The 19,684-nt window shown below is 71.8% G+C and carries 18 protein-coding genes; 9 read left to right on the top strand and 9 right to left on the bottom strand.

Annotated elements, in window-relative coordinates; genetic code table 11:
* Nucleotides 1–49 precede the first annotated feature (49 nt).
* Together ABD333_RS04355 and ABD333_RS04350 are read right to left on the bottom strand one after the other, a co-directional pair.
* Complete coding sequence (locus tag ABD333_RS04355) at nt 50–424, bottom strand: Rv2175c family DNA-binding protein (protein ID WP_344537862.1); 375 nt, start codon at nt 422–424, stop codon at nt 50–52.
* A 46-nt stretch (nt 425–470) separates the two neighbouring features.
* Complete coding sequence (locus tag ABD333_RS04350) at nt 471–1,658, bottom strand: NAD(P)/FAD-dependent oxidoreductase (protein ID WP_344537860.1); 1,188 nt, start codon at nt 1,656–1,658, stop codon at nt 471–473.
* Between the two features lie 229 nt (nt 1,659–1,887).
* On the opposite strand from ABD333_RS04350, the gene thiO reads away from it, so the two are divergent.
* The 4 genes from thiO (at nt 1,888) to ABD333_RS04330 (ending at nt 5,190) form a co-directional block, all read left to right on the top strand.
* A complete protein-coding gene (gene thiO, locus ABD333_RS04345; RefSeq protein WP_344537858.1) occupies nt 1,888–3,012 on the top strand; it encodes a glycine oxidase ThiO in 1,125 nt (374 codons plus the stop codon).
* Nucleotides 3,009–3,209, top strand: a complete 201-nt coding sequence (gene thiS / locus ABD333_RS04340) for a sulfur carrier protein ThiS (protein WP_344537856.1) — start codon at nt 3,009–3,011, stop codon at nt 3,207–3,209. Before thiO ends, thiS begins: the two co-directional genes overlap by 4 nt.
* Before the next feature lie 13 nt (nt 3,210–3,222).
* A complete protein-coding gene (locus ABD333_RS04335) occupies nt 3,223–4,050 on the top strand; it encodes a thiazole synthase (RefSeq protein WP_344538838.1) in 828 nt (275 codons plus the stop codon).
* A gap of 138 nt (nt 4,051–4,188) precedes the next feature.
* A complete protein-coding gene (locus tag ABD333_RS04330; RefSeq protein ID WP_344537854.1) occupies nt 4,189–5,190 on the top strand; it encodes a DMT family transporter in 1,002 nt (333 codons plus the stop codon).
* On the opposite strand, the gene ABD333_RS04325 is transcribed toward ABD333_RS04330, so the two are convergent.
* Nucleotides 5,160–6,260, bottom strand: a complete 1,101-nt coding sequence (locus ABD333_RS04325; protein WP_344537852.1) for a serpin family protein — start codon at nt 6,258–6,260, stop codon at nt 5,160–5,162. The two genes, ABD333_RS04330 and ABD333_RS04325, sit on opposite strands and share 31 nt — an antisense overlap.
* A 107-nt stretch (nt 6,261–6,367) precedes the next feature.
* Between ABD333_RS04325 and pknB the strand changes: the two genes are divergently transcribed.
* Both pknB and ABD333_RS04315 read left to right on the top strand, forming a co-directional pair.
* Nucleotides 6,368–8,302: a Stk1 family PASTA domain-containing Ser/Thr kinase gene (gene pknB / locus ABD333_RS04320; protein ID WP_344537850.1), complete on the top strand. Its 1,935-nt coding sequence runs from the start codon at nt 6,368–6,370 to the stop codon at nt 8,300–8,302.
* A 33-nt stretch (nt 8,303–8,335) separates the two neighbouring features.
* Nucleotides 8,336–9,187 (top strand): deoxyribonuclease IV, encoded by an 852-nt coding sequence (locus tag ABD333_RS04315; RefSeq protein WP_344537848.1) that lies wholly within the window; start codon nt 8,336–8,338, stop codon nt 9,185–9,187.
* 569 nt (nt 9,188–9,756) lie between these two features.
* On the opposite strand, the gene ABD333_RS04310 is transcribed toward ABD333_RS04315, so the two are convergent.
* The 5 genes from ABD333_RS04310 to ABD333_RS04290 form a co-directional block, all read right to left on the bottom strand.
* Nucleotides 9,757–11,475, bottom strand: a complete 1,719-nt coding sequence (locus tag ABD333_RS04310) for a sodium:solute symporter family transporter (RefSeq protein ID WP_344537846.1) — start codon at nt 11,473–11,475, stop codon at nt 9,757–9,759.
* Nucleotides 11,472–11,849 carry a hypothetical protein gene (locus ABD333_RS04305; protein ID WP_344537844.1) on the bottom strand — a complete coding sequence of 126 codons (378 nt, stop codon included), beginning with the start codon at nt 11,847–11,849 and terminating at the stop codon, nt 11,472–11,474. The genes ABD333_RS04310 and ABD333_RS04305 overlap by 4 nt, the downstream gene beginning before the upstream one ends.
* Nucleotides 11,842–12,702 (bottom strand): LytR/AlgR family response regulator transcription factor, encoded by an 861-nt coding sequence (locus ABD333_RS04300; protein WP_344537843.1) that lies wholly within the window; start codon nt 12,700–12,702, stop codon nt 11,842–11,844. The genes ABD333_RS04305 and ABD333_RS04300 overlap by 8 nt, the downstream gene beginning before the upstream one ends.
* A gap of 94 nt (nt 12,703–12,796) precedes the next feature.
* On the bottom strand, nt 12,797–14,203 hold the full coding sequence (locus tag ABD333_RS04295) for a histidine kinase (RefSeq protein WP_344537841.1): 1,407 nt from the start codon (nt 14,201–14,203) through the stop codon (nt 12,797–12,799).
* A gap of 58 nt (nt 14,204–14,261) precedes the next feature.
* Nucleotides 14,262–14,867 carry a sulfite oxidase-like oxidoreductase gene (locus ABD333_RS04290; protein WP_344537839.1) on the bottom strand — a complete coding sequence of 202 codons (606 nt, stop codon included), beginning with the start codon at nt 14,865–14,867 and terminating at the stop codon, nt 14,262–14,264.
* 283 nt (nt 14,868–15,150) lie between these two features.
* On the opposite strand from ABD333_RS04290, the gene aroF reads away from it, so the two are divergent.
* From aroF to ABD333_RS04275, 3 genes are all read left to right on the top strand, one after another.
* The gene (gene aroF, locus ABD333_RS04285; RefSeq protein ID WP_344537838.1) at nt 15,151–16,191 is read left to right on the top strand and encodes a 3-deoxy-7-phosphoheptulonate synthase; all 1,041 of its coding nucleotides are present in this window, start codon (nt 15,151–15,153) and stop codon (nt 16,189–16,191) included.
* 279 nt (nt 16,192–16,470) lie between these two features.
* Complete coding sequence (locus ABD333_RS04280; protein ID WP_344537837.1) at nt 16,471–17,343, top strand: EamA family transporter; 873 nt, start codon at nt 16,471–16,473, stop codon at nt 17,341–17,343.
* Between the two features lie 154 nt (nt 17,344–17,497).
* Nucleotides 17,498–18,388 carry a DUF5954 family protein gene (locus tag ABD333_RS04275; RefSeq protein WP_344537836.1) on the top strand — a complete coding sequence of 297 codons (891 nt, stop codon included), beginning with the start codon at nt 17,498–17,500 and terminating at the stop codon, nt 18,386–18,388.
* On the opposite strand, the gene thiI is transcribed toward ABD333_RS04275, so the two are convergent.
* Complete coding sequence (thiI, locus tag ABD333_RS04270) at nt 18,385–19,611, bottom strand: tRNA uracil 4-sulfurtransferase ThiI (protein WP_344537835.1); 1,227 nt, start codon at nt 19,609–19,611, stop codon at nt 18,385–18,387. The genes ABD333_RS04275 and thiI overlap by 4 nt on opposite strands.
* Between the last annotated feature and the right edge of the window lie 73 nt (nt 19,612–19,684).

The following is a 19,684-nucleotide window of genomic DNA, read 5'->3' as shown; positions in this document are numbered from 1 at the left end:
GTCTTCTTCCCTATTTCAGCTATGTCGGCGAACGGCCGTGCGGACCCCCTCAGAACGCCAGCGCCTGGGCGCGCCTGCGCACCTCGGTGCCGCGGTTCTCGCTCAGGGCCTGGACCGGCGTGCCCGGCAGCGTGTCGTCCGCGGTGAACAGCCAGCGCAGCGTCTCGACGTCGTCGAAACCGGCGTCGGAGAGCAGCGTCAGCGTGCCGGACAGGCCCTTGATCACTTGGCCGTCCTTGATGAACGCCGCGGGCACGGCGGGGCTCCCCTCCCGCCTCACGGCGAGGAGCCTGCGCTCGCTGAGGAGCTGCTTGGTGCGGTTGAGCCTGATGCCGAGGCGGTCGGCGGCCTCGTTGAGGGTCAGCCACTCCCCCACCAGGGCATCGGTCTGCGGGTCGAGAGCGTTGTCGACGGTTGCGTGCATCTGCGTCACGCCACCTGCCTACCACGCCCGCCGTTCCGTCAAACCCTCAGGATTTCACCGCCTGGCGAACGGGCACCTCCGGATCACCCAAGGCCGCGGGGTCGACCGGTGTCCCGGTGGCGATGAGCCGCCGGGCCTGAACCAGGTCACGTGGCCTGTCCACGGTCAGGAACGCGTCGAGGCGGTCGCCGGTCAGCCAGCACACGGCCCACTTGTCCTCGGCCGGATCACCGCGGAACACCATGCGCTCGGCCACCGGGTGGTACCCCGCGTACTGCACCATCTTCCCGAACTGCTCAGACCAGAAGTACGGCACGGCGTCGTAGCCCGCTTCCTGGCCGAGCAGGGTCGCGGCGGCCACGTCGGGGGCGTTGAGCGCGGTGTCCCAGTGCTCGACGAGCATCCTGCGGCCGTACCGTTCCGACCACCAGGCGGCGCAGTCGCCGACCGCGACGATCTCAGGACGGCCGGTGCGCAGCGCCGCGTCCGTGACGACACCGCCCTCGATCTCCAGCCCGGACCCCTCCAGCCAGCCCACCTCGGGCCGGACGCCGACGCCCACCACGATCTCGTCGGCCGCCACGTGGTCGCCGTCGGCCAGCAGCAGCCGGCCGTGCTCGATGGCGGCGACCTTGACGCCGGTGCGCAGGTCGATCCCGGCCTCGGCGTACCAGCGCGCGGTCAGGCCGCCCACCTCCGGGCCGAGCGCGTTCGCCAGCGGCGCGTCGGCGGCCTCGACCACGGTGACCGCGCAGCCCTTCTTGGCGGCGGTGGTCGCGACCTCGGCGCCGATCCAGCCGGCGCCGACGATGACGACGCGGGCGCCCTCGACCAGCCTGGCGCGCAGCCGGCGGGAGTCGTCGACGGTGCGCAGCACGTGCTGGGGACCGTCGCCGGGCAGGGTGACCGGGGTCGCGCCGGTGGCGATGACGAGCCCGTCGAACGGCAGGTCGCCCGCGGTCGTCGCCACGGTGCCGCCGCGTTCGGCTCCGAGCCGCAGCGCCGTCGCCCGTTCGCCGAGCAGCAGCCGGCAGCGGAGCGCCTCCCAGTCTGCGTCGACGGTGGTGTCGTCGGTGTCCCCGGCGAGGACGGCCTTCGACAACGGCGGCCGGTCGTACGGCTTGTGCCGCTCGGCCGAGACGAGGGTCAGCTCACCCTCGTATCCCTTGCTGCGGAGGGACTCCACGGCGCGAACGCCCGCCAGCCCGCCGCCTACGACGATCACCCTGTCCATGAAGGTGAACCTTAGTCGGCCGCCCTTCCCCGATATTTAGACGGGTGTCCAGACATATGCATACATGCAGGAAGACGTAGGCTTGGGTAGGCAGCCTTTGGGCTGTGGGAAGGCGCGGGAGTCCGGTTCGACCGGGCTGAGAGGGCGGCTGAGGCCGGTGACCGACACCGGCCACATGGGCCGCCGACCGCCACGACCTGATCCGGATCATGCCGGCGAAGGGAGCGCGATGGACGTTGTGATCATTGGTGCCGGGGTCATCGGGCTGGCGACCGCCTGGCGGGCCGCCGCCCGCGGCGCCGCCGTCACCCTGGTCGATCCCGACCCGGCGAGCGGGGCCTCCGCCGTCGCCGCCGGGATGCTGACACCCGTCAGCGAGCTGACGTACGGCGAGGAGCCGCTGCTGCGCCTGGGGCTGGCCTCCAGGGAGCGGTACGCGACGTTCGTGGCCGAGCTGGAGGAGCTGACCGGGCACGACACCGGTTACCGCGCCGACGGCATCCTGGAGGTCGCCTTCGACGCCGACGACCTCGCCCGTCTCGACGAGCTGCGCCGGTTCCAGGAGTCGCTCGGCATCCCCACCGAGGCGCTCACCGGCCGCGAGTGCCGCAAGGCCGAGCCGATGCTGGCGCCCGGTGTGCGCGGCGGCCTGCTGGCGCCCGACGACGGCTCGATCGATCCCCGGCGCCTCACTCCGGCGTTGCGGGCGGCGGGCGACAGGCTCGGCGTACGGCTCGTACGGCAGCGCGCCACCAGCATCGTCGTCGAGAACGACACGGCCGTGGGCGTGCGCCTGGAGGACGGCTCGGACGTACGGGCCGCCAAGGTCCTCCTCGCCGCCGGACCGTGGTCGGGTGACATCGAGGGTGTGCCCGCCGGGGTCGTGCCGCCCGTACGGCCGGTCAAGGGCCAGGTGATCCGGCTCCGGAGCCGCGTGCCGTTCCTCCGGCGGTCCACCCGGGGCCTGGTGAAGGGCTTCTCGATCTACCTGGTGCCGCGCGCGGATGGGGAGATCGTGATCGGTGCCACCCAGGAGGAGATGGGGTTCGACACCCGCGTCACCGCGGGCGGCCTGTGGGAGCTGCTCCGGGACGCCCGCGAGCTGCTGCCCGGCATCACCGAGCTCGAATTCGCCGAGGTCACCGCCGGGCTCCGGCCCGGCTCGCCGGACAACGCGCCGGTGATGGGCCCGACCGCGCTGCCCGGACTGGTCCTCGGCACCGGTCATTTCCGCAACGGCATCCTGCTGACCCCGGTCAGCGCCGACATCCTCACCGAAGTACTGCTGGACGGCACCGTGCCCGACCTCGGCAAGCCGTTCACCCCCGATCGTTTCGAGGTGATCCCATCGTGAAGGTCATCGTCAACGGCGAGGCGCGCGAGCTGCCGGCCGGCGTGAGCGTCGCCGAGGTGGTCGCCACCGTCACCACGGCCGTGTCCGGGGTGGCCGCGGCGCTCAACGACGAGGTGGTCCGGCGGTCCGAGTGGGACGCGACGACGGTACGGGACGCGGATCGGCTCGAAGTGCTGACCGCCGTGCAGGGAGGTTGAGGTGAGCGAGGCCATGAACGTTCAGCGGCCGGAGCCGGGAACGAACGAGCGGGCGAGCGCGAACGCGGGCGCCGAGCGGCTGGTCATCGGGGACCGGGAGTTCGGCTCACGCCTGATCATGGGGACCGGCGGCGCGCCGAGCATGCACGTGCTGCGCGCGGCGCTCGCCGCGTCCGGTACGGAGCTCACCACGGTCGCGATGCGGCGGGTCGACCCGGCGGCGCGCGGGTCCGTGCTGGACGTGCTGCGCGAGTGCGGCATCGAGGTGCTGCCCAACACCGCCGGGTGCTTCACGGCGGGCGAGGCCGTACTCACCGCCAAGCTGGCCCGTGAGGCGCTGGAGACCGACCTGGTCAAGCTGGAGGTCATCGCGGACGAGCACACGCTGCTGCCCGATCCGATCGAGCTGGTGGAGGCCGCCGAGCAACTGGTCGACGACGGCTTCGTGGTCATGGCCTACACCAACGACGACCCGGTCCTGGCGCGCCGGCTGGAGCAGCTGGGCTGCGCCGCCGTCATGCCGCTGGGCTCGCCGATCGGTTCCGGCCTCGGCATCCGCAACCCGCACAACATCGAGCTGATCGTCGAACGCGCGAACGTGCCGATCATCCTGGACGCCGGTCTCGGCACCGCGAGCGACGCCGCCCTGGCGATGGAGCTCGGCTGCGACGCCGTCCTGCTCGCGACCGCCGTCACCCGGGCCCAGTCCCCCGTCATGATGGCCACCGCCATGCGGCACGCCGTCGAGGGCGGGCGCCTGGCCCGGCTGGCGGGCCGCATTCCCAAGCGCCGCTACGCCCAGGCGTCGTCGCCGTGGGACGGAATGAGCCGCCCAGAGTGAAGCATCGCTAATTAATGACCTGAAGAAATAATCGCTGGACCTGAACGGTCACGGGACAGAAGACTGCACCCACCGCCACCGCAGCCACCGGCCATCTTTCGGTGTTCGTGGAAATGTCCCCTACCTAAGGTTCAGCGCATGGATCAACGTAAGTCAGCCGAGTCCCGTACGGAGCGCCTGGCCATCGCGGCCGCCACCGTCACCGTGGTGTTGTGGGCCTCGGCGTTCGTCTCCATCCGCAGCGCCGGCGAGGACTACAGCCCCGGGGCGCTCGCGCTCGGGCGGTTGCTGGCGGGTTCCATCGCGCTCGCCGTCATCTGCCTGGTGCGGCGGGAGGGCCTGCCACCGCGCGCGGCATGGCCGGGGATCGTCGCCTCAGGGCTCCTCTGGTTCGGCCTCTACATGGTCGTGCTCAACTGGGGCGAGCAGGAGGTGGACGCGGGCACGGCGGCCCTGCTGGTCAACGTCGGCCCGATCCTGATCGCGCTCCTGGGCGGCTGGCTGCTCAAGGAGGGCCTCCCGCCGCGGCTGCTGGCCGGCATGGCGGTCTCGTTCGCCGGCGCCGCCGTCGTGGGCGTCTCGATGTCCGACGGCGGGGGCTCCTCGCTCCTCGGCGTCGGGCTGTGCCTGCTGGCCGCCGTGACGTACGCGGCGGGGGTCGTGAGCCAGAAGCCCGCCCTCCGGCACGGCTCGGCGCTCCAGGTGACCACGTTCGGCTGCGTGGTCGGGACGATCGCCTGCCTGCCGTTCTCCGGCCGGCTGATCTCCGAGGTGCCGGACGCCTCGCTCACCGCGACCCTGAACGTGATCTACCTGGGCGTCTTCCCGACCGCCCTGGCGTTCACCACCTGGGCCTACGCGCTGGCCCGTACCTCGGCGGGCAAGATGGGCGCCACCACCTACGCCGCCCCCGCGCTGGTCGTGCTGATGTCGTGGTCGTTCCTCGGCGAGGTCCCCGGCTGGCTGACCCTCCTGGGCGGCGTGCTCTGCCTGGCGGGCGTCGCGGTCTCACGCGGCGGGAAGAAGCCCGTCGCCGCGCCCGCGCCCGTCGTGGAGCCCGAGCCCGAGCCCGAGCCCGCCGGCGAGCTGGAGCGGGAGCCCGAGCCGGTTCAGGGCTCGACGATCCGCGCCACGAAGTAGACCGCGCCGGTCTGCCGGTGCCGGACGATCAGCAGGAACGGCCGGTCCACCAGGAACGGCACCGGAGTGGCGGGAACCTGGACCGAGACCGCCCGCATGACGAGCGCCGTCGCCGCGGCCCCCTCGAAGCCCTCCTCGTCCACCGTCAGGACGGCCTTGTGCGCCACCTGGTCGATCCAGATGTCCGTCTCCTCGGTGATGGCGGAGAAGTCGGCCTCCCGCGTGAACGCCGCGTTCACGCCGAGGGCCTGGAGCGGCCCATCCAGGCCCACCTCGGACTCGACGCGGAACCTGGGCAGGGCGAGGTCGAGCTCGGCTCCGCCCTCTCCGTCGCCGTACAGGGAGCCGAGCACGTCCGCGGTCAGGGAGCGCTCCGCGGTGGCCAGATCGCCGTCCGGCAGCAGGACGTCGACCACGGCCTCGCTCTCGGTCGGCAACGTCGCCATCCGCCAGCCGTGGCCCTCCGCGTAGCCGAAGAACTCCGACTGCCGCATCGTCGGCACCTCGCGAGTCCCCGACGGGGCGTGGAACGGCGCGGGCCTGGTGATCGTCTGTTCGAACGCGTGCAGCCACGCCACCTTCAGGTAGAGCGCGTTGACGATGACGGCCGCCACGTCCGGGTGGATCGACCCGGCGGCGAGAAGATCCTTGATCAGCCCCCTGGTCGTCCGTTCCACGTCAAGGTTGATCTCCCGCCGCGCCCCGTCGGGATCACCCACGAAGTCGGCCGTGTGCAGCGCCCCGCCGGGCCAGCCGAGCACGGTCTTCTGGAACTCCTCGTCGAAGCCGAGCCCGGCCCGCATCCACAGGTCGTTCGCCACCGCGATCTCGGGCCCGCCCTCTCCGTGCGGCCGCTCGATCTCCGCGGAGCTCGCCAGCATCGCCGCCACGTGACCCAGATCACCGCCCGGCGCGATGGCCGCCGCCAGTTCGTCGTAGGTGCGCCCCCGCGCGCCCGCGGACGCGACGCCGAGTGCAGACGCCACCGAGTACGGCGACCAGGCGAAGTTCTCCCCGGCCGGCAACTCACGGAGAAGGGACAACGTGAATTCGAGGTGAGGAGCGCCCATAGGCCGACCCTAGGCGACGGTCCGGACGAATCCAGTCCTTCGGCGTGATTCATGCTCATACTCCCGAGTGATGAGACCACCTTGGGTTCGCCTTTAAACTCGCTCTGATGGACGCCACGGTTGCTGACCCACTCGTCGGGCAAGTGCTCGACGGGCGCTACCGCATTGAGTCCCGGATCGCCCGCGGCGGCATGGCCACGGTGTACGTGGCCCGCGACATCCGGCTGGACCGTGAGATCGCCCTGAAGGTGATGCACTCCCACCTGGCGGCCGACGACGACTTCGTCCGGCGCTTCATCGGGGAGGCGAAGGCCGCCGCGGCGCTGTCGCACCCCAACGTGGTCGCCGTCTACGACCAGCGGACCGACGGCGAGCACGTGTTCCTGGTGATGGAGTACGTGCCCGGCCGGACGCTGCGCGACCTGCTGGACGAACGGGGCCGGCTCGGGCCGCGCGAGGCGCTGGAGATCATGCAGCCGGTGCTGGCGGCGCTCGGCGCCGCGCACCGCAGCGGCCTGGTGCACCGCGACGTCAAGCCCGAGAACGTCCTCATCACCGACGACGGCCAGATCAAGGTCGCCGACTTCGGGCTGGCGCGGGCCGAGTCCGCCAGCAAGATGACCAAGACCGGGCTCATCATCGGCACGGTCGGCTACCTGGCGCCCGAGCAGGTGCTGTCGGGCAACGCCGACGTGCGCTCAGACGTCTACGCGGCCGGGGTGATGCTGTTCGAGCTGCTCACCGGCGTCCTGCCGCACCGGGGCGACTCGCCGCTCGCCGTGGCCTACAAGCACGTCAACGAGACCGTGCCCGCGCCGTCGACGGCCGTGCCGGGGTCGACGCCGGAGATCGACCTGCTGGTCACCCGGGCCACCTCGCACGACCCCGCCCAGCGTCCGCAGGACGCCAACCAGTTCCTGGCCGCCACGGCCGAGGTGCACGGCGGGCTCCCGCGCGACTTCGACCAGCGCGTCGCGGCGGCCTCCCGCAACCAGACGGCCGTGTTCGAAGCCGGACCCCTGGACGGGCACACCGCCGTCTACGGCGCCGGCCCCACCGCCCCGCCCGGATACGAGACGCAGTACGCGCCCCAGCGCACCGCCACCGACCGTGCGATCGGCGCCATCACCGGCAAGTACGTGCTCATCGCGATCGGCGCCGTCGCGGCCGTGATCCTCGGCTGGGCGGTGTGGTACCAGGTCTCCGGGCAGTACGACCACGTCCCCGACAAGATCATCGGAATGGAGCTGAAGGACGCCAGGCAGCGGCTCCAGGACGACGGGCTCCAGGTACGGGTCGCCTCGGCGGTCTACTCCGACCAGGTCAAGAAGGGCCAGGTCGCCAAGTCCAACCCGCCCGCCGGCGCACGCGTGTCCAGCGGCGCGGTGGTCACGCTGACACCGTCCAAGGGCCGCACGCCCAGGAAGGTGCCGGACGTGGAGGGCAAATCGCTCAGCGAGGCGCAGCAGATCCTCAAGGACAAGGGCTTCACGCCGGGCGACGTCCAGAAGGCGCCGAGCGTCACCGTCTCCAAGGACGAGGTCATCCGCACCGATCCCGCGGCGGGCGAACGGCACTCACCCGACCAGCCGGTCGCCATCGTCGTGAGCACCGGCATGTCCATGCCGTCCCTCGTGGGCCGCAACGCCGACCAGGCTGAGAACCAGCTGCGCTCGATGGGGCTGAAGGTCAACGTCGAGAAGCAGAAGGACGGCGGCAAGCCCCCGGGCACGGTCCTCAGCCAGTCCCCGGACCCCGGCACGGGCGTCTCCGGCGGCGACGAGGTGACGATCGTCGTCAACAAGAAGGACTGCCTCTTCGGCGACTTCTTCTGCCGGGACGGCGGCGGAGGCGACGACGAGGAGAAGATCCCCGTTCCCGACATGACGGGCCGCACCGTCGACGAGGCCCGCCAGGCCCTGGAGAACTCCGGCTTCAAGGTCAACGTCACGGGGATCGGCGGCAACATCGTCCGCTTCCAGCAGCCCAGCAGCGGCGAGGCGCCCCGCGGCTCGACCATCACGCTGGTGCGCGCCCCCTGACCAGGCCCCTCCCGCCACTAGGCTGGGAGACCTATGACCTCTAAGAAGAGCCCTGTCGGAGGACACATCCCCGTCGCCGGCGGGATGGCCACCAAGGGCCTGAAGTACGCCGCCGAGATCGGCGCCGAGGCCGTCCAGGTGTTCGTGTCCAACCCGCGCGGGTGGGCGCAGGCGGCGGGCAAGCCCGCCGAGGACGCGGCGATGCGCGAGAGCGGCGTCCCGACGTTCGTGCACGCTCCCTACCTCGTCAACTTCGGCTCCCCGACCCCCGAAACCCTGGAGAGGTCGGTCGCCTCCGTGCGCCACTCCCTCCAGCGCGGCGCCGCCATCGGGGCGCTCGGCGTCGTGGTCCACACCGGCTCGGCCGTCACCCAGCCCTTCGACGACGCCATGCGCCAGGTCCGCGAGCACGTCCTCCCGCTCCTCGACGAGCTGCCGAACGACGCCCCGGACATCCTCCTCGAACCCATGGCAGGCCAGGGCGCGATGCTCTGCGCGACGGTCGACCAGCTGGGCCCGTTCTTCGAGCACCTGGAAAACCACCCCAAGCTAGGCGTGTGCCTCGACACCTGCCACGCGTTCTGCGCCGGTCACGACCTGGCCGCCCCCGACGGCGTCCAGAAGACCCTCGACCTGCTCGTGGAGACCGTAGGCCCGGGTCGCCTCAAGCTCGTCCACGCCAACGACTCCAAGGACCCGTGCGGCTCGTTCAAGGACAGGCACGAGAACATCGGCGCCGGTCAGATCGGCGAGAAGCCCTTCGCCGAACTCTTCCGCCACCCGGAGGTCGCGGGCGTCCCGTTCATCATCGAGACCCCGGGCCGCAGCGCCGACCCGCACCGCAAAGACGTAGAAACCCTCAAACGCCTACGCGACAACGCATAACCACCTGGCTCAACCGTCTCAGCGCAACAACCGCAACCGTCACGCGAGCGCGCTAACGGGTCGTGAAGCGAGCCGGAGGCGAAGCTTCACGAGAGATCGCGAAGCGATGTCGCGCTCGCCGCTTTTGCGGTTCGGGTCCGAGCCGCCAGGCGAGGGCCCGAGGCCGTAAAAGAAAAAGACTCAGGCGCTACTGAACAACCCCCCGACTGTTCAGCAGCGCCCGAGCCGACCGCCATCGGATCCCACCCCCCCGGTACGGGATCCGACGGCTCCTGATCCGGCGTTCGACGGGCGCCCGCCGGATCTCCAGTGTCGTTCTGGCCGAGGTCTTCGCGGGACCGTCTCCGATCCCGCCCGCTTCCCCGGTGCGGTACTGAGAACACTAGAGGGGTCAGCGTGCCCATCGGGGCCTGCACGGCCCCACGCTCGATGAACGGTGCGCAGTCATCGATATACGTAGAGTAGTCGCGCGATGGGCGGTCGGTTCCGCGCGACGAACGGTCGCGGCCGGGTGATGGGACCGATCCACGCGGCACTCCGCCCCGTTCGGCGAAGCCCGGAACGGTGCCTCAGCGGCTGACGATCTCTTCGGGGAGGTGCAGGCGGGCCATCGCACGGTCCGCGCGGCGCGGAATGTGACGCCGTGTGAACAGTGACACGGCGACCGTCACCGCGACGCTGATCGGCACGATCACCATCGCGGGCTGGGCCAGCACGGCGGCAGTCCAGCCGGACCACGGGCCGCCGAGGATCCAGACGACCCCCGCCATGACGGCGAGGCCGCCGCCGACCACCAGACCGGCGCCCGCGCCGGCGGGTGTCAGCCGGCGCCACCAGATGCCCAGCACCAGCAGCGGGCACAGGGAGCACGCTGAGACGGTAAGGGCGAGCGTCACCAGGCTTGCGGCGCCCAGGGGCCCGATATGGGCCACGAGGGTGAGCGGTGCCGCCAGGGCGAGGAGCGCGCCGATCCGGAACGCGTGGACGCCGCCGCGCCACAGGCATTGCGAGAACGTGCCCGCGATCGCCACGACGATCCCGCAGGACGTCGAGATGAACGCGGCGAACGCCCCCGCCGCCACGAGCGCGGCCAGCAGGGCGCCCCCGGCCCCCGGCGCGAGCCGCTGGGGAAGCATGAGGATCGTGGCGTCGGTGTCCCCGGTCATGAGGAGTTCGGGCGTGTAGAGGCGGCCCAGCGCGCCGTACAGCGCCGGGAACACGTAGAACAGCGACAGGAGCACCGGAACGCACGCCGCGGTACGCCGGGCGGCACGGCCGCAGCGATCGGTGTAGAAGCGCATGAGGATGTGCGGCAGCCCCATCGTGCCGAGCAGCACGCCGAGAACCGCCGAATAGGTGGCGAACAACGGGTGGCCCTCGTCCCGTCCGAACGGCATCGCCCACGTGTGCCCGTCCTGGAGCGGCAGGCGCTCGGCGTGCGGGACGGGCGCGCCCGCGGGGAAGACCAGGGTGCTCCCCTCCCCCACGACGTGCCTGCCCGCGGGGAACGGCACATCGGCCCCGTCGTAGTACCTGCCGTCCACCTCGCCGTGCACGGTCACGACGGTGTCGCTCGTGACCACGCGGACGGCCACCTCGGCCTGGAACCGCACGGTCGTCTCACGGGGGAACGCGGGCAGCCGGTCGGCGGTCGGGTCGTCGCCGCCGTCCAGGTGCCACAGCGACAGCAGCGCCACCGCTGGAACGGCCACCGCGACCAGCTTCACCCAGTACTGCACGCCCTGCACGACGGTGATGCTGCGCATGCCGCCCGACAGGACGATGGCGAGGACCACCCCGACTACGACGGCCCAGCCGACCCATACCGGCGCCCCGGTCAGCACCCTCAGCGTCACACCCGCCCCCTGGAACTGCGGGAGCAGGTAGAACCATCCGATGAAGCACACGCACACGCTGACGATGTGCCGTACGGCCCGCGAGCCCAGCCGCCATTCGGCGAAGTCGGAGATGGTGTAGGCGCCGGACCGCCGCAACGGGGCGGTCACGAACGCCTGCAGCAGCACGTAGCCCGCCGCCGCGCCGATCGGTAGCCACAACACGTCGGCGCCGTAGGCCAGCACCATCCCGGCCGTCCCCAGGAAGGCGGCGGCCGAGATGTACTCGCTGCTGATCGCCGACGCGTTCCACAACGGCGTGACGCCACGTGAGGCGACGAGGAAGTCCGAGGTCGTCGGGGTGCGCCGCCGCCCGTACGAGCCGAGGACCGCGACCATGCCGAGCACGGCGACCAGCGCGGTGAGCGCGGCGGCCACGGCCATCACGATCATGACCGGTCCACCAGCCTGGCGAAGTCCCGCTCGATGCGCTCGGCCTGGCGCAGGTGCCGGGCCGCGGCGGCGATCCAGATCGGCTGGATGCACAGCGCGAGCGCCAGCCAGGTGACGGGGATGCCGTACACCCGCGACCGGCTCACCGCGGGAACCAGCACGAGCAGCAGCGGCAGCCCGACGATCACCACCGCGACGACCGTGAGGGTGGCCAGCGCCGCGCGCAGTTGGGCGCGGATGAGCGTGCGCACGTACACGGCGCCGAGCTCGGTCTGTTCGTCGAGGTCGTGGGCGAGGCTCCAGCTCCGCTGGGCGGCCATGCGCGCCCGGTGCGTACGCGGGCTCGACACCACGACCCGCCGCAGCTCAGACATCCCCGTCCCGTTCCCGGCCAGAGACCTCGCGCAGCACAAAACGTCCATCGTGGCCCTCGCGGGGGTCGCTGGCAGGGTCGCGTTGCTCGTCGCCGGACTCGGTGTGCCGGAAGCGGCGGACGAGCAGGTCGCGGACCTCGCGGGTGTGGCGGCGGCTCACCGGGAGCAGTTCGGCGCCGACCTGCACGGCCGCCCGGCCGCCGTCGAAACGCAGCTCGCTGATGTGGGCGGACGCGACCAGCGTGCTGCGGTGGATGCGGATGAACCCGGCCGCCTCCCATCGCCGGGCCAGCGAGGCCAGCGGCATGCGCACCAGGTAACTGCCCTCGCCGGTGTGCAGCCGCACGTAGTCGCCGTGGGCCTCGACGTGCGTCACCGAACGGCGGGAGACCAGTCGGGTGCGTCCGCCGAGCTCGACGGGCACCATCTCGTCGGCGGCGGGCTGCTCGGGCGCGGCGTCCTCGCGCGAGGGCCGGTGCACGGCCTCGTCGACGCGGCGGATCGCCTCGGCGAGACGTTCGGGGCGCACCGGTTTGAGGAGGTAGTCGAGCGCGCCCAGTTCGTACGCGTCGACGGCGCAGTCGTCGTGCGCGGTCACGAAGACCACTTCGGGCGGTGCGGCGAACCCGGTCAGCAGCCGGGTGAAGTCCAGGCCGTCCAGTCCCGGCATGCGGATGTCGAGGAAGACCGCGTCGAGGCGTTCACCGGCGACCAGCATGCGGCTGAGGTCGCGCAGCGCCGCCGCCGCGTCACCGGCGCCGGTGACCTGCTCTATGCGCGGATCCTCGCGCAGCAGATAGAGCATTTCCTCCAGTGCGGGAACCTCGTCATCGACCGTCAGGACGCGCAGCATAAAGAGGACCCTGCCGTGATTACTCTCTGTCCGCAATCGATTTCGCTATGCGAGGTCAATGTCGCCGTCAAATTCGCCCCGGGGCGGGCGTTGGTCAGTTCGGGAAGACGCCGGGACGGTACTTCGGCACCCGCAGATTGACCTTCGCACCGGCGCCGAGGGCCGTCTCCACGGTCATCCCGTACTCGTCGCCATAGACCTGCCGCATGCGTTCGTCCACGTTCGCCAGGCCGATCCCGGCGCCCGACCGCCCCGGCGGCCCGGCGCCCGCGGAGAGCACCTCCCGCAGCCGGTCAGGATCCATGCCGACGCCGTCGTCCTCGACGCTGATGGCGGCCTCGGCGCCCGCGTCGCGCGCCACGATCCGAATGTGGAACGACTCGCGGCTGCCCTCCATGCCGTGCCGGATGGCGTTCTCGACGAGGGGCTGCAACGACAGGAACGGCATCGCCACCGGCAGCACCTCGGGCGCGACCTCCACACTGAACTGCAGCCGGTCACCGAAGCGCGCCCGTTCCAGCAGCAGGTAGCGGTCGATCGAACGCAGCTCGTCGGCCAGCGTGGTGAAGTCGCGGGGATTGCGGAACGAGTAGCGGGCGAAGTCGGCGAAGTCGAGCAGCAGCTCTCTGGCCCGTTCGGGGTCCGTCCGGACGAACGAGGCGATCGTGGTCAGCGAGTTGTAGACGAAGTGCGGGGAGATCTGCGCGCGGAGCGCCCGCATCTCCGCCTCGGCGAGCCGGGCTCTGGACGAGTCGAGCTCCGCGAGCTCCAGCTGGCTGGAGACCCAGCGCGCCACCTCGCCCACCGCGCGGACGCGGGCGGCGGAGGCACCCGGGCCGTACGCGGCCAGCGCGCCCTCGACCCGGCCCTCGACGGACAACGGAGCGATCATGGCCACCCGGATGCGGCACAGCGGGTCGTCGCAGCAGTCGCGCTCGGAGGCCACCACGCGTGGCCTTCCGGAGGTGAGCACCGGCCGCGCGTGCCGTAGGGCTTGGCGGGCGTGCGCTTCGCCGCCGGGGCCGTCCCACACCAACAGCCGTCCGTGCTCGTCGGCCAGCTCGTCGGCGTCCTCGCCGTTCGCGGCGTCCCCACCGTTCGCGGCGTCCCCACCGTTCGCGGCGTCCCCACCGTTCGCGGCGTCCCCACCGTTCGCGGCCTCCTCGCCGTTCGCGGCGGCCTGGCAGTCTTCGGCGGCCTGGGCGCGGGCATCGAAGTCACCGGCGTCGTGCGGGTGGACGGCGACGAGCGCGACCGCCTCGGCTCCCAGCAGGACGCGCAGGTGCTTGGCGGCCTTGCGCGCGGACTCGCGGTCAAGCCCGGCGCGCAGCGAGGGCGAGGCACGGGAGATGGTGTGCAGGGTCGCGAAGGTCGCCTCGTCGGCCAGGGTCCCGAACCCGCGCCGCCGGGCGCGCAGCCAGCGCCGCACGGCGCTCAGGAGGAGAGCCGTGCCGGTGATGAGCGCGCACGCCACCACATCCTGCACAGACGGTGCGATCACGATGACCCACGGTAACGCCGCATGAGGCACCGCGGGGGCGGGTCCCGCACATCGGCGGTCAGAGCGGTGGGGACTCGCCCTCGTCCTCCTGGTAGGAGTAGCGCTGCTCACGCCACGGATCGGCCACGTTGTGGTAGCCGCGTTCCTCCCAGAACCCGCGCCGGTCCCTCACGAGGTACTCGACGCCGCGGACCCACTTGACGCTCTTCCACGCGTACAGGTGCGGCACGACGATCCGGATCGGGAACCCGTGGTCGGGGCTGATCCGCTCGCCGTTCCGGTGGGTGGCGAAGAGCGTGCCCTCGGCGAGGAAGTCGCTCATCCGGATGTTGGCGCTGTAGCCGTACTCGGCCCACACCATCACGTGCGTGACGTCCGGGGCGGGCGGCGCCAGCTCGACGATCGCCGAGCCGCTGATGCCCTCCCACTCGTTGTCGGGGATCGTGAACTTGGTGACGCAGTGGAAGTCGGAGACCGCCTTGATCCGCGGCAGCGCGTCGAACTCGTCCCACGTCCAGCGGTGCTGCTCCCCGGACTCGGTCGCGCCGAAGACCCGGAAGTCCCAGTCCTTGGGACGGAACTTGGGAACCGGGCCGTAGTGCAGGACCGGCCAGCCGCGGGGGATGTACTGCCCGGGCGGCAGTTGCTTTTCGGGTGGCGACATGACGCGGCCATACTGCCATCTGGGGTGAGCTGAGCCATATTCGCCCCCACCTCGCCGACGCACCCGCCTCATGGGCTACGCTGTGGGGCATGCGCAACGTGATCTATTTCTTTTGGTACGACCAGCCCGGGAGGCTGGTCTGCCAGACGCTGCGCTGACAGACCACATGGCGAAAGCCCCGGGCCGCGATGGCCCGGGGCTTTTGTCGTTCCCGGGGGTTCGTCGGCCCGGGTGTCGTAGGCGGAACCCGCCCCGGTTCCGCGGATGAGGAGAGGCAGCAAGCATGGTCGTCGTCATGGCCCCGGAGGCCAGCGAAGCAGATATCAAGGCCGTCGTCTCACTGGTCGAGACGGCGGGCGGCGACGCGTTCGTCAGCCGTGGCGTCGAACGCACCATCGTGGGGCTGGTCGGCGACGTCCAGCAGTTCGGCTCCCTCAACCTGCGCGGCATGCGGGGCGTGACCGACGTGATCCGGATCTCGGCGCCGTACAAGCTGGTCAGCCGCGAGAACCACGCCGAGCGCACGGTCGTCCGCGTCGGCGGCGTCCCGATCGGGCCGGGCACGATGACGCTCATCGCCGGGCCGTGCGCCGTGGAGACCCCGGAGCAGACGCTGGCGGCGGCGCAGATGGCCAAGGCGGCCGGTGCCACGCTGCTGCGCGGCGGCGCGTTCAAGCCGCGTACGTCGCCGTACGCCTTCCAGGGGCTCGGCGAGGCCGGGCTCCGCATCCTCGCCGACGTCCGCGAGGAGACGGGGATGCCGGTCGTGACCGAGGTCGTGGACGCCCACGACGTCGAACTGGTCGCCTCGTACGCCGACATGCTGCAGATCGGCACCCGCAACGCGCAGAACTTCGCCCTCCTGCAGGCGGCCGGGGAGGCGGGCAAGCCGGTCATGCTCAAGCGCGGCATGAGCGGCACCATCGAGGAGTGGCTGATGGCCGCCGAGTACGTCGCGCAGCGCGGCAACCTCGACATCGTGCTCTGCGAACGCGGCATCCGCACGTTCGAGAAGGCCACCCGCAACACCCTCGACATCTCCGCGGTCCCGGTCGCGCAGCGCCTCTCCCATCTGCCGGTGATCGTGGACCCGTCGCACTCGGGCGGCAGCCGCGGCCTCGTCCTGCCGCTCACCCGGGCCGCGATCGCGGTCGGTGCGGACGGCGTGATCATCGACGTGCACCCGCACCCGGAGACCGCCCTGTGCGACGGCCCGCAGGCCCTCGTGGACGGCGACCTGCGGGAGCTCGCCAAGGTCGTGCGGGATCTGCCCCCCATGGTCGGCCGCGGCCTCACGCAGGCCCCCGACGGCGTGCCCGCCTGAGCACGCCTCGCCCCGTCCCCCCTCGCCGCGATCATGGAGCCCCGGGTCATGATCGCGGCGGGTGGTAGGGTCTCGCCCATGGCGTACTGGACCCCCAACTGCGGCCCGCCCCGTTCCTGACCGGGGCGTGCGACTCATCTCACCCTGAGCATGCTGCGAGACCGGCGCTGACGCGCGCCCGGTCTTGATCTCCTGCGCCCCGGATTCGAACCCTTCTTCCGGTTTCGAGTTCTGGAGCGATTCTTCGTGTCCGCACGCACTCTTTCCCGTCCTGCGCCCGTGCGCGCAGGAGGGACCTTCGACATCCTGGTGGCGGCCTGCCTGTGGGGCACCACCGGAACGGTCCGCACCTTCGTCGACGGGGCGTCCAACGTCTCGATCGCGGCGTCCCGCATCGTCCTCGGCGGCGGGCTGCTGCTGGCGCTCGCCATGGTCACCTCGCGCGCCGGCCTGGCCCGGCTGCTGAGCACGCGCCGCGGCTGGGCGCTGGCCTGCCTCGGCGCGGTCGCCGTCGCCGTGTACCAGTCGGCGTTCTTCGTCGCGGCGGCCCGTACCGGCGTGGCGGTCGGCACCGTCGTCACCATCGGCAGCGCGCCCGCGTTCGCGGGACTGCTCGGCGCCCTCACCCGCCAGGCCAGGCTGACCCCGCGGTGGCTCGCCGCGACCGCGGGGGCCGTGGCCGGCTGCGCGGCCCTCGTCGGCGGCGGCGAGTCGGCCGGGGTGGAGCCGGTCGGCGTGGGGCTGGCGCTGCTGTCGGGGCTGGCGTACGCGGTGTACGCCAGCGTCGCGTCCGCGTTCATCACCCGGGGCGAGGACGACCGCGCCGTGGTGGCGGCGCTCTTCGGAATGGCGGCGATCATGCTGCTGCCCGTGCTGGCGACCACCGGGCCCGGCTGGACGGCCACGCCCTCGGGGGCGCTGATCCTCCTCTACCTGGGCGGGATCACCACGGCCGGTGGCTACCTGCTGTTCGCCCGCGGGCTGCGCACCACCCCGGCGACCACGGCGACGACGCTGACGCTCGCCGAGCCCGCGGTGGCGGCGGTGCTGGGAGTCGCGGTGCTGGACGAGCAACTCGGCGGCCTGGCCCTGGCCGGACTCGCCCTGCTGGCGGCGAGCCTGGTGCTGCTGATGCTCCCGTCACGCGAGTAATCCGCCCCCGGCCGGGTGGCCCCGCCAAGCCAGTGCGGGGCCACCCGGTCAGCACGGAAGGGCCCCGTCGGCGCGGCGTCAGTCGTTCGAATCAGAACGGAAATGTGCGGCGAACCCCTCGCCAGCATCGGCTCTGGCGAGGATGATGTCGCGCATGACATTGGGCGATGGGGACGCCGGAGGGCGGCTGTTCCCCGAAGACCTGGACGGGGTCGATCCGGTCGCCGCGGTGATGCTGGCGGACGCCTGCCGTTCCATCGCCGCCTACCCGGAGCTGGTGGCGGCGGGAGCGCTGTTCGCGGCGGCCGAACGGGTGCCCCGCGGCTGGCAGATCGTCTGTCCCTGCGACCCGATGCCCCAGGGAGCCCGGGAACTGCTCGCCGAGCACCTCCACGACCGCGCCGCCCTGGCCGACTGGATACCCGGCCGCGAGCTGCGCGCGGCCGCCCGGAGCCTGGCGGACGAACCTCATGACGACGTGCGGGTGGCGGGCTCGCACTTCCGGATCGTGCGGATCGAGCAGCTGGTGCGCACGGGTCCGGACGGCCCCGAGCCGCCGCGGCCGACGGACTTCGATCCCAGGCCGGACGACCGGCGCCTGCCACCGTGCCGCCCGTACGACCTGCTGCCCGACGACCAGTCGGCCCCGGACATCGCCACCGCCGAGCTGCTGTGCCAGCTGCTGGACGCGACGACGGCGGGTACCGCGACCGAGCCCGGGGCGTTCCTGACCCCGGTGTCGCTCTCCCCCGCGTTCACCGTCGCGGAACGTGCCAGCGGGCGCTGGCGTCCTGGCGGCAGGCTGCACGAGACGCCGCAGCAGGCCCGCGACTCGCTCGCCACCTACTTCCGTCACGTGGTGCCGGCGGTCGAGCATCCCGCCACTGAGCAGCTCGAAGAGTACGCCGCGGCCGCGGCCCAGCTGTCCGGCCGCTCCCGCCAGAACGGGCTGGAGGTGGCCGGACGCCGCTTCAGGATCGTCCGGATCGAACGGATCGTGCTGATGGGCGCCGAAGGCCCCGAGCCCCCGCGCCCGAAAGACTAGGAGTCGCCGTACACGGGCCGGTGCTCCTGCACCGACTCGGCCAGCTGGTCGGCGAGCTCGGCCACGTCCAGGCGCTTCTCGATCTGCCGCAGGTCGTCGATCTTGGCCCGCGTCTCGGCCCGCCGCGGCGCCAGCAGCGTGCAGCAGTCCTCGTCGGGCAGCTCCGAGATCGACAACGTCCGGATCCGGCGCGCCTGATCCATGATCTCCATCTTGTCCATGCCGATCAGCGGCCGCAGGATCGGCAGCTCCACCGCGTCGTCGAGCGCGGTGATGTTGGTCAGCGTCTGGCTGCTGACCTGCCCCAGCGCGTCCCCGGTGATCAGCGTGCCGCCGGCCAGCCGGTGCGCCAGCACCTCACCGGTCTTGAGCATCAGCCGGCGCTGTGCGATCACCGCGAGCTTGTCGGCACCGGACGACTTGATCTGCTGCTGGGCCTTGCCGAACGGCACCACGAACAGCCGCGAGCCGCCCTGGAACTTGTCGAGCTCGCGCACCAGCGCGTACGCCTTGTAGATCGACTCCGGCCCCGTGAACGGCATGCCGGAGAAGTGCAGGTAGTCGACCCGCAGCCCGCGCCGCATCATCCGGTAGGCCGCCACCGGCGAGTCGATGCCGCCCGACATGAGCACGAGACCCCGCCCGCTCATCCCGACCGGCAGCCCGCCCTGCCCGGGCAGCCCGCCCGAAAAGACGAACGCCTCATCCCGGTCGATCTCGATCGAGACCGTGTGGTCGGGCCCCTTCAGCTTGACCGGCAGCCCGTACGTGTCGTTGATCAGCCCGCCGACCAGCCGGTCCAGCTCCGTGGACGTCAACGGGAAGCGCTTGTCCCGCCGCTTGGTGCGTACCGCGAACGACCCGCTCCGCCCGGCCATGAGCTCAAGGGCGGCCCGCTGGACGCTCTCGACGTCCTTGCCGACCCGCCACGCCCGGTGCGCCCACACGATGCCCATGACATCGGAGATCCGCTCGGCCAGCGCGTCGACCCTCTCCACCGTGGCGTCCTTGGTCCGCACGATGAAGACGCCGTGCCGCCGGATCACGTCCACCCGGGCGATGGGCCGGACCGCCGCCCGCACGTTGTCGGCCAGCCGCCGTTCGAACAGCTCCCGGTTCTTGCCCTTGAGCACGACCTCACCGAGTTTGATCAGCACGCACGGCTCCCCGTCGACCTGCGTCTGCGCCTGAACGGCTTCGGTCGCGGCGTCGAGCGTGGGCATGCGTGATCCTCCTGAGAGACCGGAAAAGGGCCAAGCTCCCAGTGTGGCCCAGGAGCCCCAACACCGCGACTCA

It is taken from the genome of Actinomadura fulvescens, assembly GCF_039533225.1.
Taxonomy (GTDB): Bacteria; Actinomycetota; Actinomycetes; order Streptosporangiales; family Streptosporangiaceae; genus Spirillospora; species Spirillospora fulvescens.
The sequence above is the reverse complement of the archived record's forward strand: the minus strand, read 5'-3'. Positions and strand labels throughout refer to the sequence as shown.

What these genes read in the sequence shown, in the direction of transcription:
- aroF (WP_344537838.1), top strand. Translation starts at nt 15,151, where the DNA reads ATGGTCGTCGTCATGGCCCCGGAGGCCAGCGAAGCAGATATCAAGGCC.
- ABD333_RS04350 (WP_344537860.1), bottom strand. Translation starts at nt 1,658, where the DNA reads ATGGACAGGGTGATCGTCGTAGGCGGCGGGCTGGCGGGCGTTCGCGCC.
- ABD333_RS04275 (WP_344537836.1), top strand. Translation starts at nt 17,498, where the DNA reads ATGACATTGGGCGATGGGGACGCCGGAGGGCGGCTGTTCCCCGAAGAC.
- thiI (WP_344537835.1), bottom strand. Translation starts at nt 19,611, where the DNA reads ATGCCCACGCTCGACGCCGCGACCGAAGCCGTTCAGGCGCAGACGCAG.
- ABD333_RS04290 (WP_344537839.1), bottom strand. Translation starts at nt 14,867, where the DNA reads ATGTCGCCACCCGAAAAGCAACTGCCGCCCGGGCAGTACATCCCCCGC.
- thiO (WP_344537858.1), top strand. Translation starts at nt 1,888, where the DNA reads ATGGACGTTGTGATCATTGGTGCCGGGGTCATCGGGCTGGCGACCGCC.
- ABD333_RS04315 (WP_344537848.1), top strand. Translation starts at nt 8,336, where the DNA reads ATGACCTCTAAGAAGAGCCCTGTCGGAGGACACATCCCCGTCGCCGGC.
- ABD333_RS04325 (WP_344537852.1), bottom strand. Translation starts at nt 6,260, where the DNA reads ATGGGCGCTCCTCACCTCGAATTCACGTTGTCCCTTCTCCGTGAGTTG.
- ABD333_RS04330 (WP_344537854.1), top strand. Translation starts at nt 4,189, where the DNA reads ATGGATCAACGTAAGTCAGCCGAGTCCCGTACGGAGCGCCTGGCCATC.
- pknB (WP_344537850.1), top strand. Translation starts at nt 6,368, where the DNA reads ATGGACGCCACGGTTGCTGACCCACTCGTCGGGCAAGTGCTCGACGGG.
- ABD333_RS04305 (WP_344537844.1), bottom strand. Translation starts at nt 11,849, where the DNA reads ATGTCTGAGCTGCGGCGGGTCGTGGTGTCGAGCCCGCGTACGCACCGG.
- ABD333_RS04335 (WP_344538838.1), top strand. Translation starts at nt 3,223, where the DNA reads ATGAACGTTCAGCGGCCGGAGCCGGGAACGAACGAGCGGGCGAGCGCG.
- ABD333_RS04300 (WP_344537843.1), bottom strand. Translation starts at nt 12,702, where the DNA reads ATGCTGCGCGTCCTGACGGTCGATGACGAGGTTCCCGCACTGGAGGAA.
- ABD333_RS04355 (WP_344537862.1), bottom strand. Translation starts at nt 424, where the DNA reads ATGCACGCAACCGTCGACAACGCTCTCGACCCGCAGACCGATGCCCTG.
- ABD333_RS04310 (WP_344537846.1), bottom strand. Translation starts at nt 11,475, where the DNA reads ATGATCGTGATGGCCGTGGCCGCCGCGCTCACCGCGCTGGTCGCCGTG.